The organism is Pseudomonas sp. SWRI81 (assembly GCF_014268545.1).
GTDB classification, from domain to species: domain Bacteria; phylum Pseudomonadota; class Gammaproteobacteria; order Pseudomonadales; family Pseudomonadaceae; genus Aquipseudomonas; species Aquipseudomonas hamedanensis.
Genome location: NZ_JABWQS010000006.1, coordinates 22,763 through 40,019 on the forward strand (window position 1 = coordinate 22,763; position 17,257 = coordinate 40,019).

The 17,257-nt window shown below is 63.4% G+C and carries 12 protein-coding genes; 8 read left to right on the forward strand and 4 right to left on the reverse strand.

Annotated elements, in window-relative coordinates:
• Nucleotides 1-44: 44 nt before the first annotated feature.
• The 6 genes from HU765_RS05735 (at nt 45) to pgaD (ending at nt 9,785) form a co-directional block, all read left to right on the forward strand.
• Nucleotides 45-1,364, forward strand: a complete 1,320-nt coding sequence (locus tag HU765_RS05735; RefSeq protein WP_186619358.1) for an SDR family oxidoreductase — start codon at nt 45-47, stop codon at nt 1,362-1,364.
• 278 nt (nt 1,365-1,642) lie between these two features.
• Nucleotides 1,643-3,148, forward strand: coding sequence for a YdgA family protein (locus HU765_RS05740; protein WP_186619359.1), 1,506 nt, complete (start codon nt 1,643-1,645; stop codon nt 3,146-3,148).
• Between the two features lie 259 nt (nt 3,149-3,407).
• A complete protein-coding gene (gene pgaA, locus HU765_RS05745) occupies nt 3,408-5,888 on the forward strand; it encodes a poly-beta-1,6 N-acetyl-D-glucosamine export porin PgaA (protein WP_186619360.1) in 2,481 nt (826 codons plus the stop codon).
• Between the two features lie 12 nt (nt 5,889-5,900).
• The gene (gene pgaB, locus HU765_RS05750; protein ID WP_186619361.1) at nt 5,901-7,898 is read left to right on the forward strand and encodes a poly-beta-1,6-N-acetyl-D-glucosamine N-deacetylase PgaB; all 1,998 of its coding nucleotides are present in this window, start codon (nt 5,901-5,903) and stop codon (nt 7,896-7,898) included.
• Between the two features lies 1 nt (nt 7,899).
• Nucleotides 7,900-9,255, forward strand: coding sequence for a poly-beta-1,6-N-acetyl-D-glucosamine synthase (gene pgaC / locus HU765_RS05755; RefSeq protein ID WP_186548655.1), 1,356 nt, complete (start codon nt 7,900-7,902; stop codon nt 9,253-9,255).
• On the forward strand, nt 9,252-9,785 hold the full coding sequence (gene pgaD, locus HU765_RS05760) for a poly-beta-1,6-N-acetyl-D-glucosamine biosynthesis protein PgaD (protein WP_186619362.1): 534 nt from the start codon (nt 9,252-9,254) through the stop codon (nt 9,783-9,785). Before pgaC ends, pgaD begins: the two co-directional genes overlap by 4 nt.
• Nucleotides 9,786-9,825: 40 nt before the next feature.
• Here pgaD and HU765_RS05765 read toward each other — a convergent pair whose 3' ends face one another.
• Nucleotides 9,826-11,349 (reverse strand): apoptosis inducing factor family protein, encoded by a 1,524-nt coding sequence (locus HU765_RS05765; RefSeq protein ID WP_186619363.1) that lies wholly within the window; start codon nt 11,347-11,349, stop codon nt 9,826-9,828.
• A gap of 142 nt (nt 11,350-11,491) precedes the next feature.
• Between HU765_RS05765 and HU765_RS05770 the strand changes: the two genes are divergently transcribed.
• Complete coding sequence (locus HU765_RS05770; RefSeq protein WP_186548649.1) at nt 11,492-12,052, forward strand: YbhB/YbcL family Raf kinase inhibitor-like protein; 561 nt, start codon at nt 11,492-11,494, stop codon at nt 12,050-12,052.
• Between the two features lie 442 nt (nt 12,053-12,494).
• Entirely contained in the window at nt 12,495-13,916 is a 1,422-nt protein-coding gene (locus tag HU765_RS05775; protein ID WP_186619364.1) for a PLP-dependent aminotransferase family protein, read from the forward strand.
• Here HU765_RS05775 and panB read toward each other — a convergent pair.
• From panB to HU765_RS05790, 3 genes are read right to left on the reverse strand one after another with little or no spacing between them, the layout of a single operon-like run.
• Entirely contained in the window at nt 13,901-14,719 is an 819-nt protein-coding gene (gene panB, locus HU765_RS05780) for a 3-methyl-2-oxobutanoate hydroxymethyltransferase (protein WP_186619365.1), read from the reverse strand. The two genes, HU765_RS05775 and panB, sit on opposite strands and share 16 nt — an antisense overlap.
• 43 nt (nt 14,720-14,762) lie before the next feature.
• Nucleotides 14,763-16,016 carry an ATP-grasp domain-containing protein gene (locus tag HU765_RS05785; RefSeq protein ID WP_186619366.1) on the reverse strand — a complete coding sequence of 418 codons (1,254 nt, stop codon included), beginning with the start codon at nt 16,014-16,016 and terminating at the stop codon, nt 14,763-14,765.
• Nucleotides 15,997-17,256: a methylaspartate mutase gene (locus HU765_RS05790; protein ID WP_186619367.1), complete on the reverse strand. Its 1,260-nt coding sequence runs from the start codon at nt 17,254-17,256 to the stop codon at nt 15,997-15,999. The genes HU765_RS05785 and HU765_RS05790 overlap by 20 nt, the downstream gene beginning before the upstream one ends.
• Nucleotide 17,257: the final 1 nt, after the last annotated feature.

The window sequence follows — 17,257 nt, forward strand, 5'->3', positions numbered from 1 at the left end:
TGCGCCCGGTGTGCGGCGCCCAACCAACCGTGGAGGAATGCCCCATGATCGCCCCAGCAACCGGTATGAAGCCGGGGACGTGCTACGCCATTGAAAGCGTTGAACGTGCGCCGCAGTTCCCCGGTTTTTTTCTCGATGGCAAATATTACCTCGGCCCGGAATTGCAGACGGCCGTGGGCTGGCTCGAAGGCCAGGATTTCATTTACGACCAGCTCGACCCGACCGGCGAACCGATCTACCCCGACCGACGCGTCGGCCAGATCGAGGACCTGGCGCTGACGCTCGGTGACGGTCAGCGCCTTGCGCTCAATGAAATTCCCTACCCGACCACAGCCGAACCGGAGGCTGCGGTGCCGCACAGCCGCGATGATTTGCCACCGAATCAACAGCGTAAAACGCGACTGTCCGGCAAACTCGTGGTAATCACCGGAGCCTCCAGCGGCATCGGTCGCGCCGCTGCTCAAGCGTTCGCCGACGAACAGGCCAGGCTGGTACTCGCAGCGCGCGACGAGGTCGCCCTCGCCGAGGTGGTCGACGAATGTGTCGCACGCGGCGCGGCGGCGCTGGCGGTCCGCACCGATGTCACCGACAGCGCGCAAATGCAGGCGCTGGCGAGCCAGGCAGCCGAGTTTGGTGATGGCCGGATCGACATCTGGATCAACAACGCCGGGGTCGGCGCAGTGGGCAGCTTCGAGCAGACGCCGCTCGACGTGCATGAGCAAGTACTGCAGACCGACTTGCTCGGTTATCTGCGCGGCGCTTATGTGGTCTGGCCGTATTTCAAGGCGCAGAAGCGAGGCGTTTTGATCAACACCTTGTCGCTGGGCAGTTGGGTGGCGCAGCCGTACGCGGCCGCGTACTCGGCGAGCAAGTACGGCTTGCGCGGTCTGACCGAAGCGCTACGCGGTGAACTGAGCGGCTGCCCGGACATTCACGTATGCGATATTTATCCAGCGGTGATCGACACCCCGGGCTTTCGCGATGGCGCCAATTTTACCGGCCACGCGCTCAAGCCCCCGCCTCCCGTTTACGACCCGCACCGGGTCGCCCGAGCGATGGTCCACTGCGCACTTCACCCGAAACCCAGCACCACCGTCGGCGCCGCAGCCACACTGGCGCGGGCTGCGCACTTCGTACTGCCGGGCTTCCCGCAGGTATCGGGCTGGCTGACGCGATGGGGATTCAACCGCAGTCCGGCGGCGGCAACTTCGTCCGGCAACCTGTTCAATCCACCCGGCGGCGAGCGTCGCGTCGAAGGCGGCTGGCGCTCGGCCAAAGCCCAGGCATCACCGCTGTGGGTCGCTGGCGCGGCGTTGCTCGTGGGCGGATGCCTGCTGGCACTCACCCGACCCCGCACGCGATAACAGAAACGCCTTCGCGAGCAGGCTCGCTCCCACAGGTACGGTGCTGCCCTTGTGGGAGCGAGCCTGCTCGCGAAGACGTCAGCGAAAACACCGAAACTCTTCCGGCCTGTCAATGGTCCATCATCCCCATAGACACTCTTTAACCTTTAATCATTGGGCCGTCTCCCGCGCCCGGTGCTAATCTCCACCGCTCAATTGCGCACAGTCGAGCCGCGACCCGATCCCGGGTTCAAGGAAGACGACCCCATTCACAGCCACGGAAATCGATCAGGTCATTCATGAATAAATCAGCAGGCGTGCTTCTCGGAATTGTTGTTGCCATCGGCGCGATCAGCGCAGGCGGGGCCTGGTACACCGGGACCAAGATCGAAGGGGTGCTGAACAACGCCGTCGGCAACGCCAACAAGGAACTGCAGAGCGCCATGGCCGGCTCCAACGGCAGTGCCTCGCTGGAGCTGGTGTCGCTGGACCGCCACACGTTCACCAGCACCGCGCACTATCGCCTCAAGGGCGAAGGCGAGATGTTCGGCGACGCGCCGGTCGAGCTGCTGTTTACCGACCGCATCGAGCACGGCCCGCTGCCCTTCTCGCGCCTGATCTCGTTGAAATGGCTACCGGTCATGGCCACCAGCAACTACGAACTGGAAAAGAGCCCGACCACCGAAAAATGGTTCGCCGCGACCAAGGGCGCCGCGCCGCTCAAGGGTGTGACCAACATCGGCTACGACGAATCGACCACCAGCACCCTCAACCTGCTGCCGTTCGAAACCGCACTGGATGAGCAGTCGAGCCTGAAATTTTCTGGCCTGACCATGGACATCGCCGCCAGCGCTCAGGCGCAAAAGGTCAAGGCTGACGGTTACATGGACAACCTGAAGCTGGTGACCGTGGCCGAAGACCAGACGCCGGTCCAGCTCGAACTCAATGGCCTGACCCTGGCCAGCAACCTGGCCAAGAGCAGCTTCGGCTACTACACCGGCGAAAACACCCTGGAGGTGACCAGCAGCAAAACCACGTTCGGCGCCAAGCAATCGGTGCTTGGGGTGAAGAACTTCGAAATGAAGAACCGCACCGAAGAAAGCGGCAGCAACGCCGCCGGCCGCGCCGACTACAAAATCGGCGAAGTGACGCTCAACGACAAGAAAATCGGTTCGGCCGCCATGGCCATGAGCCTGAAAAACCTCGACATCGCCTCGACGATGTCGCTGATGCAGATCTACCAGACCAAACTGCAGCCCTACGAAAAAGCCGCAGCCGAGGCCGAAGCAGTTGGCCTGCCGGCGCCGGAGCTGAATCTGACCGAAGCTGAGAACGCCCAAGTCAAAGCCGATTTGCAGAAGCTGCTGGCCGCCGGGCCGCAGTTTGCGCTGGAGAACCTGTCGTTCAACACCGCCAACGGCGAGAGCCGCGCCAATCTGGTGATTGACCTGACCAAGCCGCAATCGATGGATCTGCCGCCGGATCAGCTAGGCAAGCAACTGATCGCGCTGCTTGACCTCAACGTCCAGGTGTCGAAGCCGATGCTGGTCGATCTGCTCAGTGTGCAGGCACAACTCGATGGCCAGACTGACGCCAAAGCCATCGTCGACCAGTCCAAGGAAGCGGCTGATATGTTCGCTGGCATGGCGGTCGGTTCGCAATTGGCCGTCGCCGACGGCACCAACGTCGTGACCAAGCTGCATTACGCGGCGAATCAGGTTGAATTCAACGGCCAGAAGATGACCGTGGAGCAGTTTGTCAGCTTCCTGATGAGCAAGTTCGCTGGCGTCACCCAAGTGCAGTAACCCCACCGCGTGTCATCAAGACGCCCGGCCCCTGTTTGACAGGCGCCGGGCGTTTTGCTGTCCGCCACCGCGGTTTTCGCTGACCTCGCTGAACCGCCCGCAGGATTCTGAACAATTATTGTGTTGTGAATTTTCGACTACGCTTGCGTGCAAGATTGCCCGGCTTTAAAGCCTGGCCGTGGATTGCACATCGCGGCCGCCGTTACGAATGGGCAAGGAGGGCATTGTGACCCGGCTGGCCATGTAAGGATGCTGACGAATGCCGCGTATTGATGTGCCTGTATTACATCGTGGTTTGCGCCCTTTGTTCCGGGTCGCCCTGTGCAGCCAGTTGCTCTGGCCGTTGCTGGCGCTGGCCGACACGCCCTACGACGAAATGGTCCGCGATGCCCGTGCCGGGCATTACACGCCGGCGCTGACGGTATTGCGCCAGGTGCCGCCGGGGCAGGCGAGCGACGGTCAGATCAGCGATCACCTGCAAATCGCCAGTTGGGCGGGGTTCGACTCCGAAGTCATCAAGGTCTATGAAACCCAGGGCCGCGACCGCGTCTTGCCGGTGCAGGCACTGACCGCCACCGCCCGCGCCTATCGCAATCTCAAGCGTTGGGATCAGGCCACTGAGGTTTACAACAAGGCCCTGGCACGGGAGCCGGACAACGCCGACCTGCAACTGGGTCTGGCGCTGACTCAGGCCGACGCCGGCAAACCCGACGAAGCCGTGACGCGGGCCAAGGCGCTGGTGGCGGCGAAACCTGATGACCCTTCCCGCCGCCTCGCCCTGGGCTATGCCCTCGGTCGCGCCGGCAAACAGTACGACGCGCTGTTCGAATTCGATCAGGCGTTTATCCGCGCCGGCAACAAACCGGAAGTGGCCCGCGAATACGTGGTTGCCCTGCAAAAGGCCCGTCTGCCGGAACCGGCGCTGCGTCTGGCCCGACAGCGGCCGGGGCTGATCGATGCGGTGACCCTGCGCCGTCTCGAAGGCGATCTGGCGGCCGAGCGCGTGCGCCTCGCCGAGCTGGCAACGCGCAGCGAAAAAGAACGCTACGTAATCGCCGACCGCGCGCTGGCCGATTACGACAAATTGCTCGCCACCTGGACACCCGATGCCACGGCCCATGACGACGTGACGCGCTGGCGCATCGATCGCATGGGCGCGCTCAAGGCCCGGGCGCGCACCGCCGATGTCATCGACGAGTACCAGAAACTGCAAGCCGAAGGCGTGGCGATTCCGACCTATGCCTTGCGTTGGGTGGCGGCGTCCTACCTCGATCAGCGCCAACCGGACACCGCCACCGATCTCTACCGTCAGGTGCTGGCGGCCCCGGACGCCGATGCAGGCGATCGGCTCGTCGACACCACGGCGCTGTATTACGCGTTGCTCGAAAGCGACCGCGCCGACGAGGCGCGCAAGGTCGCTGAAGACGCGGCGAAAGCCCAGCGCCCGCGCGTCGAACTCAAAGGTTTGCCGATCGGCAACCCCAACGATGAATGGATGGACGCCCAGCAACTGGCGGCGCAGGCCGGCACCTACAGCGCCGACCTGCCCCACGGCGAGGAGCGCTTGCAGACCCTGGTCAATCAGGCCCCGGGCAACCTCGGGTTGCGTCTGGCCCAGGCAGACCTGTACTTGGCCCGGCAATGGCCGCGCCGCGCGGAAAACCAGCTCAAGGAAACCGAGAGCATCGCCCCGCGCGACATCGGCCTGGAGGTGGCGCAAGCGCGCACCGCGATGGAGCTGCAGGAATGGCGGCAGAACGATGCGCTGACCGACGACGTCGTGGCGCGCAACCCGGACAATCGGCAGGTGCAGCGTCTGGCCCGCGAACGGCAAGTCCATGACATGGCCGAGTTGCGCGTCGAAGCCTACGGCGGCAAGGCCAACGGCGGTGGCAGCAGCGATGCCGGTGCCGTCAGCGGCAGCCGTGATTTCGGCATTCAGAGCACGCTCTACAGTCCGCCAATCAACGAAGACTGGCGCGTGTTTGCCGGCGCCGGTTATGCCACCGGGGATTTCGCCGAAGGCACCGGCCACCACCGCTTCCAGCGGGTCGGCCTGGAGCGGCGCAGCCGCGACATGACCCTCGAAGCCGAAGTGTCGAATCACGATTACGGCTTTGGCGACAAACAGGGCGCACGCCTGGCGATTGCCCGCGACATCAACGACCACTGGCAGTACGGCGGCAGCCTCGAATACTTGTCCGCCGAGACGCCATTGCGCGCGCTCAACAGTGACATCAAGGCCAATGGCGGCAGTGCGTTTCTGCGCTGGCGCGCCAACGAGCGTCGCGAATGGCGCCTGTCGGTGAGCCCGTCGCACTTCAGTGACGGCAACAACCGCGTCGAAGCTTTGCTCACCGGCCGCGAGGGTGTCTACAGCGCGCCGAACCTGCAGGTCGACGCCGGTCTGGAAGTCGGCACCAGCCACAACTCCAAATCCGACGACGTGCCGTACTTCAACCCGAAATCCGACTTCAGCGTGATGCCGCTGGTCAACGTCAATCACGTGCTCTATCACCGCTACGAAACCGCCTGGAGCCAGCAATTCCAGGCCGGCGCGGGCACGTACAGCCAGCGTGAGCAAGGTACCGGTGGCATGGCGCTGCTCGGCTATGGGCAACGGTATGCCTGGAACGATGTGTTCGAGGTGGGCGGCCTGTTCAGCGTGATCAACCGCCCTTATGACGGTGATCGGGAAACCGATCTGCGTCTGCTCGTCGACCTGACTTTCCGCTTCTAGAAGAGTTTGAAGATGCCTCTGATTTCGCGTTTCATCCTTTTGCTGGGAGCGCTGCTGATCAGCGCCTGCGCCCAGCAAGCCCCGGCCTTCGTGCCGCCCGCCGAACGGACCGTGCCGGCCAGTGAAAAACCGTGGCCGAAAAACCACGTACTGGGCATCGCCTATCACGATGTCGAAGACCGCGACCCCGATCAGGCGGTGGTGGCGGTGCGCACCGAGCGCCTGATCGAGCAGCTCGCCTGGCTGCGCGAGAATGGCTACCAGCCGGTCACGGTCGATCAGATCATGGCGGCGCGCAAGGGCGGCCCACAGCTGCCGGCGAAAGCGGTTCTGCTCAGTTTCGACGACGGTTATGCAAGCTTCTACACCCGCGTATTGCCGGTGCTACGTGCCTATAACTGGCATGCGCTGCTGGCGCCGGTCGGCAGTTGGGTCGACACGCCGCTCAACCAGCCGGTGGATTTCGCCGGCACACCGCGTGCGCGTTCCGACTTTCTGACCTGGGAGCAGGTGCGCGAGATTTCCCAATCCGGGCTGGTGGAAATCGCCGCGCACACCGATGCCAACCACAAAGGCATTCTCGCCAACCCGCAGGGCAACCTGCAGCCCGCCGCTGCGACCCGACGCTACGATCCGGTCAGCAAACGCTATGAATCCGAAGCCGACTTCCAGGCGCGGATTCGCACCGACGTCAACAACATCTCGGAGAAAATCCGCAAGGCCACCGGGAAACGACCGCGAGTCTGGGTCTGGCCATACGGTGCGGCAGACGGCACGTCGTTGGCCGTGGTGGGCGAGCAGGGCTATGAAATGGCCCTGACCCTGGACGACGGGCTCGATGCCCTCGACAACCTGATGAGCGCTCCGCGCTTCCTCGTTGCCTCCGACCCCGACGGCGAGCATTTCGCCAACAGCATCGTCTCGGTGCAGGCCGAATCGGCCATGCGCGTGGTGCATGTCGACCTGGACAATGTGTACGACCCGGACCCGGCGCAGCAGGACATCAACCTCGGCAAACTGGTGCAGCGCATGGCTGACATGGGCGCCAACACGGTATTTCTGCAAGCCTTCGCCGATCCGAAGGGCGACGGCCTGGTGCGCTCGTTGTACTTCCCCAACCGTCACTTGCCGGTGCGTGCGGATCTGTTCGACCGCGTCGCCTGGCAACTGCGCACCCGTGCGCATGTGAAGGTTTATGCGTGGATGCCGGTGCTCAGTTTCGAACTGGATTCGAAGCTGCCACGCGTGACCCGCTGGGATCCGCAAACCGGCGTCACGTCAGTGGATCCGAGCCAGTACAAACGCCTGTCGCCGTTCAATCCCGAGGTACGGCGAATCGTCGGTGAAATCTACGAGGACGTGGCGCGCCTGGCCTCGGTCGACGGCATCCTCTACCACGACGATGCGCTGCTCTCGGATTTCGAAGACGCCAGCCCTGACGCCCTGAAGGCCTACGCTGCTCAGGGATTGCCGGGCTCGATTGCTGCGCTGCGAGACGATCCGGCGGCGATGCAACGCTGGACGCGCTTCAAGAGCCGTTACCTGATCGACTTCACCAACGAACTCACTGCCAGGGTTCGCGCGATTCGCGGCCCGCAAGTGCTGACCGCGCGCAACCTGTTTGCCGAGCCGATGCTCAATCCCGACAGCGAAGCGTGGTTCGCGCAGAACCTCGATGACTTCCTCGCCACCTACGACTGGACGGCGCCGATGGCCATGCCGCTGATGGAAAAACAGACCCGGGGACAGTCCGGCCCATGGCTGGAAAAACTGGTGGAAACCGTCAAGCAACGTCCGGGTGCGCTCAACCGCACGGTGTTCGAATTGCAGGCACGGGACTGGACGCAGAAGGATCAGGCCGACATCGATGGCGCGCAGTTGGCGGACTGGATGGGGCGTCTGAAACGTCAGGGCGCGACCAGTTTCGGTTACTACCCGGACAACTTCCTCGACAACCTGCCGGACCTGAAAACCGTCAGGCCTGCGCTCTCCAATAAATGGAATCCATAACATGCTGGATAGACTGCTAGCCCTGCTTGTTCTGGCGATTGTCCTCGGCGTGCCACTGGGGCTGATCTTTCTGCTCACCGGGCAGTTCCTGATGGACTTCGTGTTCTTCTATCCGTTGTTCATGTCCGGGTTGTGGATTGCCGGTGGCCTGTATTTCTGGCTGCACTGGGAACGTCACTGGCCCTGGAAGGACGACACATTGCCGCCGCCACTGGAAGGCGAGCCGCTGATCTCGATCCTGATCCCTTGCTACAACGAAGGCGACAACGCCGCCGACACCATTCATGCGGCGCTGGCCCAGCATTACCCGAACATCGAAGTTATCGCGATCAATGACGGCTCCAGGGACAACACGGCCGAAGTGCTCGACGCCCTGGCCAAAGAGGACCCGCGTCTGCGAGTGCTGCACCTGGCGGAAAACCAGGGCAAGGCTGTCGCCCTGCGCATGGGCGCGATTGCTGCACGCAGTGAATATCTGGTGTGCATCGATGGCGACGCATTGCTGGCGCCCAATACTGCGGCTTATCTGGTCGCGCCGATGCTGGATAACGCCCGTCTTGGCGCGGTGACCGGCAACCCGCGAATTCGGACGCGTTCGACGCTTGTCGGCCGGGTGCAGGTCGGCGAGTTCTCATCGATCATCGGCCTGATCAAGCGCACGCAACGGGTGTTTGGGCGGATCTTCACCGTGTCGGGAGTGATCGTCGCGTTTCGGCGTACCGCGCTGAACCGCGTGGGCTACTGGAGCCCGGACATGATTACCGAAGACATCGACATCAGCTGGAAGCTGCAACTGGATCACTGGAGCATCTTCTACGAACCACGCGCGCTGTGCTGGATTCTGATGCCCGAGACACTGGGCGGGCTGTGGAAGCAGCGTCTGCGCTGGGCCCAGGGCGGCGCCGAGGTGCTGTTCAAGAACATTCGCGGCATCTGGCAGTACCGGCACCGTTACCTGTGGCCCTTGCTGTTCGAATATTGCCTCTCGACCGGTTGGGCGTTCACCTTTTTGCTGTCGGTGATTTTCTGGGCCGTGGGCAAGTTCGTGGTCATGCCGGACGCCATTGCCGTGGATCATCTGATGCCGCCGGCGTTTACCGGTTTGCTGCTGGCGTTTGTCTGCCTGGTGCAGTTCGCGGTGAGCATTGTCATCGACCGTCGTTATGAACCGGGCCTGGGCAAGACCATGTTCTGGGTGGTCTGGTATCCGCTGGTGTTCTGGCTTGTCAGTCTGCTGACCACCTTGGTCAGCTTTCCGAAGGTTCTGTTCGGCCAACATCAGAAACGTGCGCGCTGGGTCAGCCCTGACCGGGGTATCAAACCGATTGGCGACGACCAGGAAGAGGTCATCAAATGAAAATTATCCGGACTCGTCAGCGGCCATTTCTGGTGGTGATCGATGTCATCCTCACCCTGCTGGCATGGATTGGCTTGTTGTTCTTGCTGGTGCGCGGGCTCTGGCCGCTGATCGAAACCCACGCCGGCGGACCGCGTATCGACAACTCGGCGTTCGAAGCGCTGGGGACCTTGCAGGTCTATCTCTGGGTGGCGCTGGTCAACGCGGTGATTCTGATCGGCTGGGCGCGTTATCAACAGCGCAAAAGCCGCAGTTTTGCCCAGCGCCGTTTGCCATCGCCAGTGATCGACGATCAAGGGTTGAGCAAAAGTTTCAAGCTGTGCGATGAGCGTTTCCAGAAGCTGCGCACCCCCGGGGTGATGACCATTCACAACGATCAGGAGGGTGACATCAGTCACGTGGAAACGCATTTCTGGCCGGTGCAGCCGGAGCAATTGCCACCTCCGCTGGCGCCGCTGCAGCATCCGCGGGTGATCTTTGTGCATGCCGAGAAAGACGACAATCGCGAGCCGCTGAATCCGCTGGCCTGATTGATACGACAGCGGCGCCGGCGCCCTGTAGGAATCAATGTCAGGCCTGAATCAGCGTCCAGGCCTCTTTCATCCGCAAAGGTTGCTTCATCCGCTCGGCCAGCAGCGCCATCGCGCGTTGCTTGTCACATGCCACCGCCGCGACGACGAGGCCGTTGTTCACGAACAGGCCAATGAACGGCGGTTTCTGCGGCTCGCCGCTGAACTCGACTTCGTTCCATTCTTCGGCATGTCCGAGATAGTCGTAGTTCTTGCCGAAGTGGTTCGTCCAGAAAAACGGAACATCCAGATAATGTTCCTCGCCGCCGAGCATGTTGGCGGCGGCGATGCGCGCGTGTTGCTGGGCCAGGCGCCAGTGCTCGATGCGTGTTGGCTGACCGCCCAAGGGGAACGTGGCGATATCGCCGATGGCCCACAGCCCTTCGCATACGCGCATGCCATCGTCGACGCGCAACGACTGGTCGTCTTCTCTGGGCAACGACGCGAATGCCTCGGTGGCCGGATGAACGCCGATACCGGCCAGCACCAGATCCGCGGCAAGCCGCAGCCCGTTGTCCAGCAACACCGCCTCGACTTTGTCTTCGCCGAGGATTTGCGTGGTTTCATGGCCGATGATGAACTTCACGCCGTGCTCTTCGTGCAATGCGCGAATCGCTTGACCCACCGCTTCGCCAAATTGCGCGGCGAAAGGCGTTGCATGCCGCGCCAGCACCGTGACGTCGAGGCCGTGCTGGCGCAGGGCCGACGCACATTCGAGGGCGATGAAACTGTCGCCGATGATCACTGCACGTTGGCCAGGCCTGGCGGTATTCATGAGCTGTTCGGCGTGGGCCTTGGAGCGCAGAACGAAGACGTTGGTCAGCTCGGCGCCGGGCAGTTGCAGCGCATTGGGCGCGCCGCCGGTGGCGAGCACGGCGGCGTCGTAACGCAGGGTGCCGCCGTTGCTCAGCTTAAGGATTTTGTCTTGCGCGTCGAGTGCGCTGACTTCGCCTTGCACCCGTTCGATGCGCTGCGCTTGATAGAACGCCTCTTCGCGCAGGTGCGGGACTTCTTTCGGCGACATCTGCCCGGCGAGAACGAATTTGCTCAGTGCCGTGCGGTCGTAGCCGGGATCCGCTTCGCCGTCGATCAACACGATGCGCCCGCCAAAACCTTTCTCCCGCAGGGCCGCGGCGCAAGCGGTGCCTGCCGCTCCTGCGCCGACCACCACGAAGGTGCGCGGATCGTCAGCCGGCGGGGTGTGTGGATCGGGCAGGGGCTGGTCATCGACCCAGACGTCATCGCCGCGCAACTCCAGAGGATAGCGCTTGAGGCTGTCGAGCGAGGGCGGCTCGCACAGGCCGCCGTCCTCGGCGCGGAATGCAGCTTTGTGCCAAGGGCAGATCAGCCTTCCATGACACAGCGCGCCTTCCGCCAGTGGGGCCCCGGCATGGGGACAGAGGCCCTGAAACGCACGTAACTGGCCGTTGGCACGCAACAGAACGATCTTGCAGTCGCCGATTTCGACTTGCAGGCCACGGTCTTGCGGGACATCGGTGAAACGGGCGACACGGTGCAGGGACATCGTTGGCTTCCTCGCGGGCAATTTCTCTTGTGAGTTTGCGTGGCTGCGCGAGGTTCAGCCATTTGCCACTGCCACGGCACGAACGGTACCGCTATAGTTTGCAGGCCGACGACGGCCCCACTGCACAAAGGTGCTCCCGGAAATGACCCGATTGACCTCTCTCAACCCTTGGCTGGCGGCCGTTGCCGTCGCCCTTTGCGTGCAGTTCCCGGCGCAGGCCCAGGAGCGTTTCACCCTCAGCATCCCGGGCGTGTCCGATAACCGCCTGTTCACCTCGGCGGCGGCCAGCGATGCGCCCGGTTGCGGCGGCAAGAACCAGTCGCCGGCGCTGAGCTGGAACGCAGGCCCTGCCGGCACCCAGAGCTACGCGATCGTCATGCACGACCCGGACGGCCAGAAAGGCCTGGGCGTCGATCACTGGATTCACTACGGCATCAAAGCCGGCACGCGCCAGATTGCGGCCGGTGTCGGTGCAAAATCCAGCCTCGAAGGTGTCGGCGGCACCAACAGCAAGGGCAACACCCATTACATGGGGCCGTGCCCGCCGGTGGGCGACAGCGCGCACCATTACATCATTCAGATCTACGCGCTGGATCTGGCCCCCGACGCCTTGCCGGCCGGGTTGACCCGCGCCGAGCTGATGGAAAAAATCAAAGGCCACGTGCTGCGCAACAGCAGCGCGGTGCGGCGTTATCACCGCTGATCGGCTGACCACACCGCGTGCGGCCTGTGGCCCACGCGGTGAGATTGCATTTGCTCGATGACCGCGAGCACTCGTCAGGTGCGTCGACACGCGCCTGGCGCCTTCCCGGGTGCGGCCACGGTCGCCATCGCATCGCGCCGATGGCGATGTGCGCTACCCTTTGCAACGGTTCAACCCTGAACGCTGGAATTTGTCACCCGGACTGCTGAAGATATCGGGTGCCAGGCTAGCGACGCATGTTCATGGAGAACGCCGTGCCGATCACTCCCGGCACGTGGCGTGACGACTGAAAACGCCCATTGCTGATGACGCTTTTGCCCGACGGTATCGGTACGATGCCCGAGCGTTGGCATGGATGGCCGAGTGCAAGCGCTGGCCTCGAGGTTTTGACCTCGACGGGCGAGCGCAGTACCTAACGCACCAGGATTTGAAGCGATTGAGCATGAACCCAAGTAAAGATTCGACATTTGCCTACCAGGCTGTTTATCGCTATCTCGTCGAACTGATCGAAGCCGCCCATCCCGAAGGCGAGCAGAAACTGCCGTCGCTGCGGCAATTGGCGCAGCGTTTGAACGTGTCAGTCTCCACGACCAAATATGCCTATTCCCTGCTCGAGGATCAGGGGCGGATCTATGCGCGCCCCAAGCTCGGTTACTACACCCGGGCCATGCCTTCGGCGCTGGTCAGCGAGGGCTCGCCGAACCTGCTCGACAGCGTTTTCGCCAGTGCCCGGCAGCCCGGCATGCTGGCGCTGAGCAGCGATGCACCGGCGATGCTGCTGTCGCTGGAAAACCCGCTGCTGATGACCGAGCGCGAATTGACGCGTCAGTACCCGCGTTCCCACGCGCCGCTGTATCAGCCCTTTGGCGAGACCGAATTGCGCAGCGTTCTGGCGGATCGCTACACCCGCTCGACGCGCTGCTACTGGCGCGCCGAGCACGTGTACATCGGCTCGGACCTGCGCAGCGTGCTGGAGTTATCCCTCGAAGCGCTGCAACTGACCGGCACCGTGGCGCTGGTGGAGTCGCCGTGTTCCTGGGCGATTCTGCGCCAGTTGCAGGCTGCGCGGATCCGCGTCATTGAACTGCCGTTGGGCGATGATGGGCGTTTTGACTTGCCGCAACTGCAGCTGTTGTTGCAGCGCGAGCCGATCAGCGTGGCGGTGCTGTCGTCGACGGTGAATATTCCCCATGGCAGTCTGATGCCGGGCGAGGACAAGAAACTGATCTGCCGCTGGCTGGCGGAACGGCGCATCTGGCTGCTTGAAAACGACAGCTACGGCGAGTTCTGTTTCGCGCCAGGCGCCACGCGCTACCGTGATTTTGCCGACCCCGAGCGTCTGGTGGTGTTTTCCACCTTCGACAAGATCATCGGTTCGGAAGCCCCCTACGGCTATGTGCTGAGCCGGTTTCAGGGCCCCGAACTGCATCGGCTGTTTCTTGAGCGGGCGTTTCGCTTGTCGCCGATCCGGCAAAAGGCGATCGCGCGCTTGTACACCACGCGCCGGATCGATCAGCACACACAAATGTTGCGCAGTCTGTTGGTCGGTCGCATGCAGCGCATGCAGGAAATGCTGCACGAACACACCGACGGTCAGTTGCGCATCGTCGCCCCGCTGGGCGGCGCCGCATTCTGGGTCGAAGCGACGCGGCCAGTGAACATGCGCCGGGTGTTCGAGCGTCTGCTGGCCAAACGCATCGTGATTGCGCCCGGCGAGATATTCAGTCAGCAGGGCGCATGGCAGCATCACCTGCGCTTGAGCTACACCCTCGACTGGAGCAAGGACATTGCCCACGCATTGAAGATGCTGACTCAGGCGATTCACGATGAGAGCGCCGTGTCCGCCGCTCAGTCGACGCCATAGCAGTGCCGGGCCTCGGGGAAGGTGCCCTCGCGCACTTGCGTCGCAAAGGCGTCGCAGGCCTGAGTGATCAGCGCGCCGACATCGGCGTACTGTTTGACGAAACGTGGCACGTGGTCCCCGCCCAGGCCCAGCATGTCCTCGGTCACCAGCACCTGGCCGTCGCATGACGGCGAGGCGCCGATGCCGATGGTCGGCATTGGCGACAGCTCGGTCACCCGCCGCGCGACACCTTCGGCAACGCCTTCGAGCAGCAGGCTGAAAGCGCCGGCGGCAAGGTGCGCGCGCGCATCGGCTTCAATCGCCTGCGCAGCCGTTTCGTTCATGCCCTGTGCCTTGAAACCGCCCATGGTGTGAACGTATTGCGGCATCAGGCCGATATGCGCCATCACCGGGATGCCGCGCTTGACCAGAAACTCCACGGTTTCGGCCAGCACGGCACCGCCTTCAAGCTTGATCGCGTCGCAGCCGGTCCGTGCCAGCACCTGCGCACAGTTACGGTAGGCCTGTTGCGGCGACTCCTGATAACTGCCGAAGGGCATGTCGGCAATCACACACGCCAGGCGCGTACTGCTGACCACCGCGCGGGTGTGCGCAATGATTTCATCCAGGCTCATGTCCAGGGTCGACGTGCGGCCGTAACCGACCATGGCGGTGGAATCGCCGACCAGGATGAAATCGACGATCGGGTCCATCAACTTCGCCATATGGCTGGTGTAGGCGGTCAGGGAGACGATTTTCTGTTGTCCCTTCATGGCGACCAATTGCGGCACGCTCAGTCGTTTGGTTCGGGTATGCAGGCTCATGCTCTCTTTCCTTTTCAAGCCCCGTTGGCGGGGTTGTCTGTGGTTACAACCAGTCGCGTTCCCAGCCTCGCCACGCGGCGTGATCGGCCTCGATACGCGCGGACAGCGGGTGCAACAGAAACACCGCGCCGGGTGAACTGTTCAGGTCAATGGTGGGCGTAATCGCTGCCCCCTCGGCGCGGCGGAATCTGACGTTGTGAAAACTCGCCAGGGTTTCCAGGCGCTGGCGTGCCTGGCCCTGCGCAAACAGACCCGAGCGATGGGCGATCAGGTTCAGGCACCTGGCGTGTTGCAGCAGCCGATAGCGCTTGGGCCATTGGCCCAGACGCGCAGGCGTCAGATAGCTCAGACAGGTCAGCGCGACCTGATCGTTACCGGTCGCCGCTTGCAGGGCAGGCGGGCAGGCCAGCCCGGAAAGCCGCGCGCCGGTTTCCAGCAGACGCGGGCCTTCGGCGGTCAGAATCAACTCGGTGTGCGCCGGGCCATGGACGATGCCCAGTGCGTCGAGGACGCCCTGCACGTATTCGATCAGTTGTGGCAATTGCGGGGCGTCGGCTGGCAGCAGGTCCTCGCAGTCATAAATTTTGCGACCATCAGCAGCGAAGGTTTTCGAGCTTTTCCATACGTCCGTAATCCAGTGCTCGCCCTCATGGCTGACGCTGTTGATCACGTACTCATCGCCGCTCAGGTATTCCTGCAACAGCAGCGCCTGGTTGTCGAGCATCATCAGGTTGGTCGACCCGAGAATCGTTTCGACGGCGGCCTGCAACTCCAGCGCGTCGTGGCAGATGAACACGTTGTCGGAGCCAGCACTGTCCAGCGGCTTGGCGACGACGCTGGCGCCGCCACGCGCCTTGAACCAGGCGAGCGCCTCGGCCATCGAGCGGGTGCGCAATTGCGCCGCCACCGGCAGTCCGGCCTGAGCGACCTGCTCGGCCATTAGCGATTTGTCGCGGCGGGCCGCCGATGTTGCCGGGTCATTGCCGGGCAGGCCGAGGCGGGCGGCGAGCAAATCGGCCAGCTCGACGCCAAATTCACTGCCAGTCAACACCGCCGCCGGCTGGTGCGCGGCGAGCCTGGCAATCAGCGCTTCCAGGCCTTCGTCGGCGACGCTGTAATCGGCGACGAACAGCTCCGTCGGGCAACTTGCGGCAAACGCCGCCGGCATCTGCGCGCGGGAGCGTACATGCAGCAAGCGCCGCTCGCCGGCCAGTGCACGGGCCAACAGGGCACCCGTGGAATACGCGTCGACCAGAATGAACGGCGCGAGGCTGGAATCAATGCAAGGGTTGGTCATAACGATTTACCGTGTAATGCAACATCTGAAACAGTTCGCTGGAGCTGACGCCGGGGCCGTTCAGCGACCCGCCGCTGCCACGCGGCAACGGCAGGCCGCCGGTATTGCCCCAGCGCAGCGCGCCGCGGTCGTCGATGCGGGTGGTGGCGCGTCCGGGGTTGTCCGGATGCAGGCAATAAGGGATGTCGAGCAAGCCGCGAGCGAATGCCTGAATCAGCGCCAGACCAATGTCGGCGTGCAGGTCCAGCACGGTTTCCACCAGTCGTCGCGCTTCGAAGAGGGTTTGCTCGTAGTAGCCAGCGCCGCCCGCGCCCATCGTTGGCAGTTCCGCGGCCGCCGCTTCGGCCGCCATGCGTAAGGCGTCGAGGTTGTCGTCGACACTGGGGATTTGCCGCGATTCGGCGACGGTCTTGACGATCAGCCGTTCGCAACCGGCGGCCTGAGTCAAGCGCGCGCTGTCGCCAATCAAACGGCGGGCGCCGTGCTGCGTGGTCGGAAAGACGCCCATGTAGGAATACACCACGACATGCCAGTGAGCGCCGTCCAGATAGTCGGCGGCCAATTCGCGTAATGCCTGCAACGCGCCGAAGTCCTGCTCCAGCGAAGTGCCCTGGGCGTAGCTGAGCGAAACACTGCGAATCCCGTGCTGGCGGAAGAACAGCGCTTCGAGCAGGGTCATGGCGACCAGCAGCGACGGCGGGCACAGCTGCCCGAGCAGGCAGCCACCGAAACTCTCGATGTGCGCATGCTCGGTCGCGCCGGCCAGTAACCGGCAGCTGTCGGCCCAGGCGCTGACCGCCTCGGCCAGCGGCAAGCGGCTGTAAGGCATGCAATACGACACCGGGCCACCTTCCGTGGCGTCCAGCCCCAGGGCTGCGAGGCGCTGGAATACGTTTTGCGGTTTGGCCGTGCCGTGGCGGATCTGGATCGGAAACTGCGCACCGTACAGCCCGGCGAGCATGCTGCGCACCGCTTCAATCGGGTGGCTGATGATCGGAAAACCGTTCATCGGCGCAGCACTGTTGAGACACTGCAAGGCGCTCTGGTAATCGCCGACGCGGGTGTAGCTGTCCAGGGTGATGGTGCCTATGGCCGCGCAGCGCAGGTCGGCGACACTGGCCAGCCCGGCGCGCATCTGCTGAAGGGTGCCAAAGCCCATGCGCGGTTGCACCACCAGTTCGCCGCGGGCGCGGGCACGCTCGATGAACTGCTCAAAATAGCCGCCGCAAGACGTGGTCATC

Excerpts from the sequence above, each read along its gene's own strand:
- HU765_RS05735 (WP_186619358.1), top strand. The coding sequence starts at position 45 with ATGATCGCCCCAGCAACCGGTATGAAGCCGGGGACGTGCTACGCCATT.
- HU765_RS05740 (WP_186619359.1), top strand. The coding sequence starts at position 1,643 with ATGAATAAATCAGCAGGCGTGCTTCTCGGAATTGTTGTTGCCATCGGC.
- pgaA (WP_186619360.1), top strand. The coding sequence starts at position 3,408 with ATGCCGCGTATTGATGTGCCTGTATTACATCGTGGTTTGCGCCCTTTG.
- pgaB (WP_186619361.1), top strand. The coding sequence starts at position 5,901 with ATGCCTCTGATTTCGCGTTTCATCCTTTTGCTGGGAGCGCTGCTGATC.
- pgaC (WP_186548655.1), top strand. The coding sequence starts at position 7,900 with ATGCTGGATAGACTGCTAGCCCTGCTTGTTCTGGCGATTGTCCTCGGC.
- pgaD (WP_186619362.1), top strand. The coding sequence starts at position 9,252 with ATGAAAATTATCCGGACTCGTCAGCGGCCATTTCTGGTGGTGATCGAT.
- HU765_RS05765 (WP_186619363.1), bottom strand. The coding sequence starts at position 11,349 with ATGTCCCTGCACCGTGTCGCCCGTTTCACCGATGTCCCGCAAGACCGT.
- HU765_RS05770 (WP_186548649.1), top strand. The coding sequence starts at position 11,492 with ATGACCCGATTGACCTCTCTCAACCCTTGGCTGGCGGCCGTTGCCGTC.
- HU765_RS05775 (WP_186619364.1), top strand. The coding sequence starts at position 12,495 with ATGAACCCAAGTAAAGATTCGACATTTGCCTACCAGGCTGTTTATCGC.
- panB (WP_186619365.1), bottom strand. The coding sequence starts at position 14,719 with ATGAGCCTGCATACCCGAACCAAACGACTGAGCGTGCCGCAATTGGTC.
- HU765_RS05785 (WP_186619366.1), bottom strand. The coding sequence starts at position 16,016 with ATGACCAACCCTTGCATTGATTCCAGCCTCGCGCCGTTCATTCTGGTC.
- HU765_RS05790 (WP_186619367.1), bottom strand. The coding sequence starts at position 17,256 with ATGACCACGTCTTGCGGCGGCTATTTTGAGCAGTTCATCGAGCGTGCC.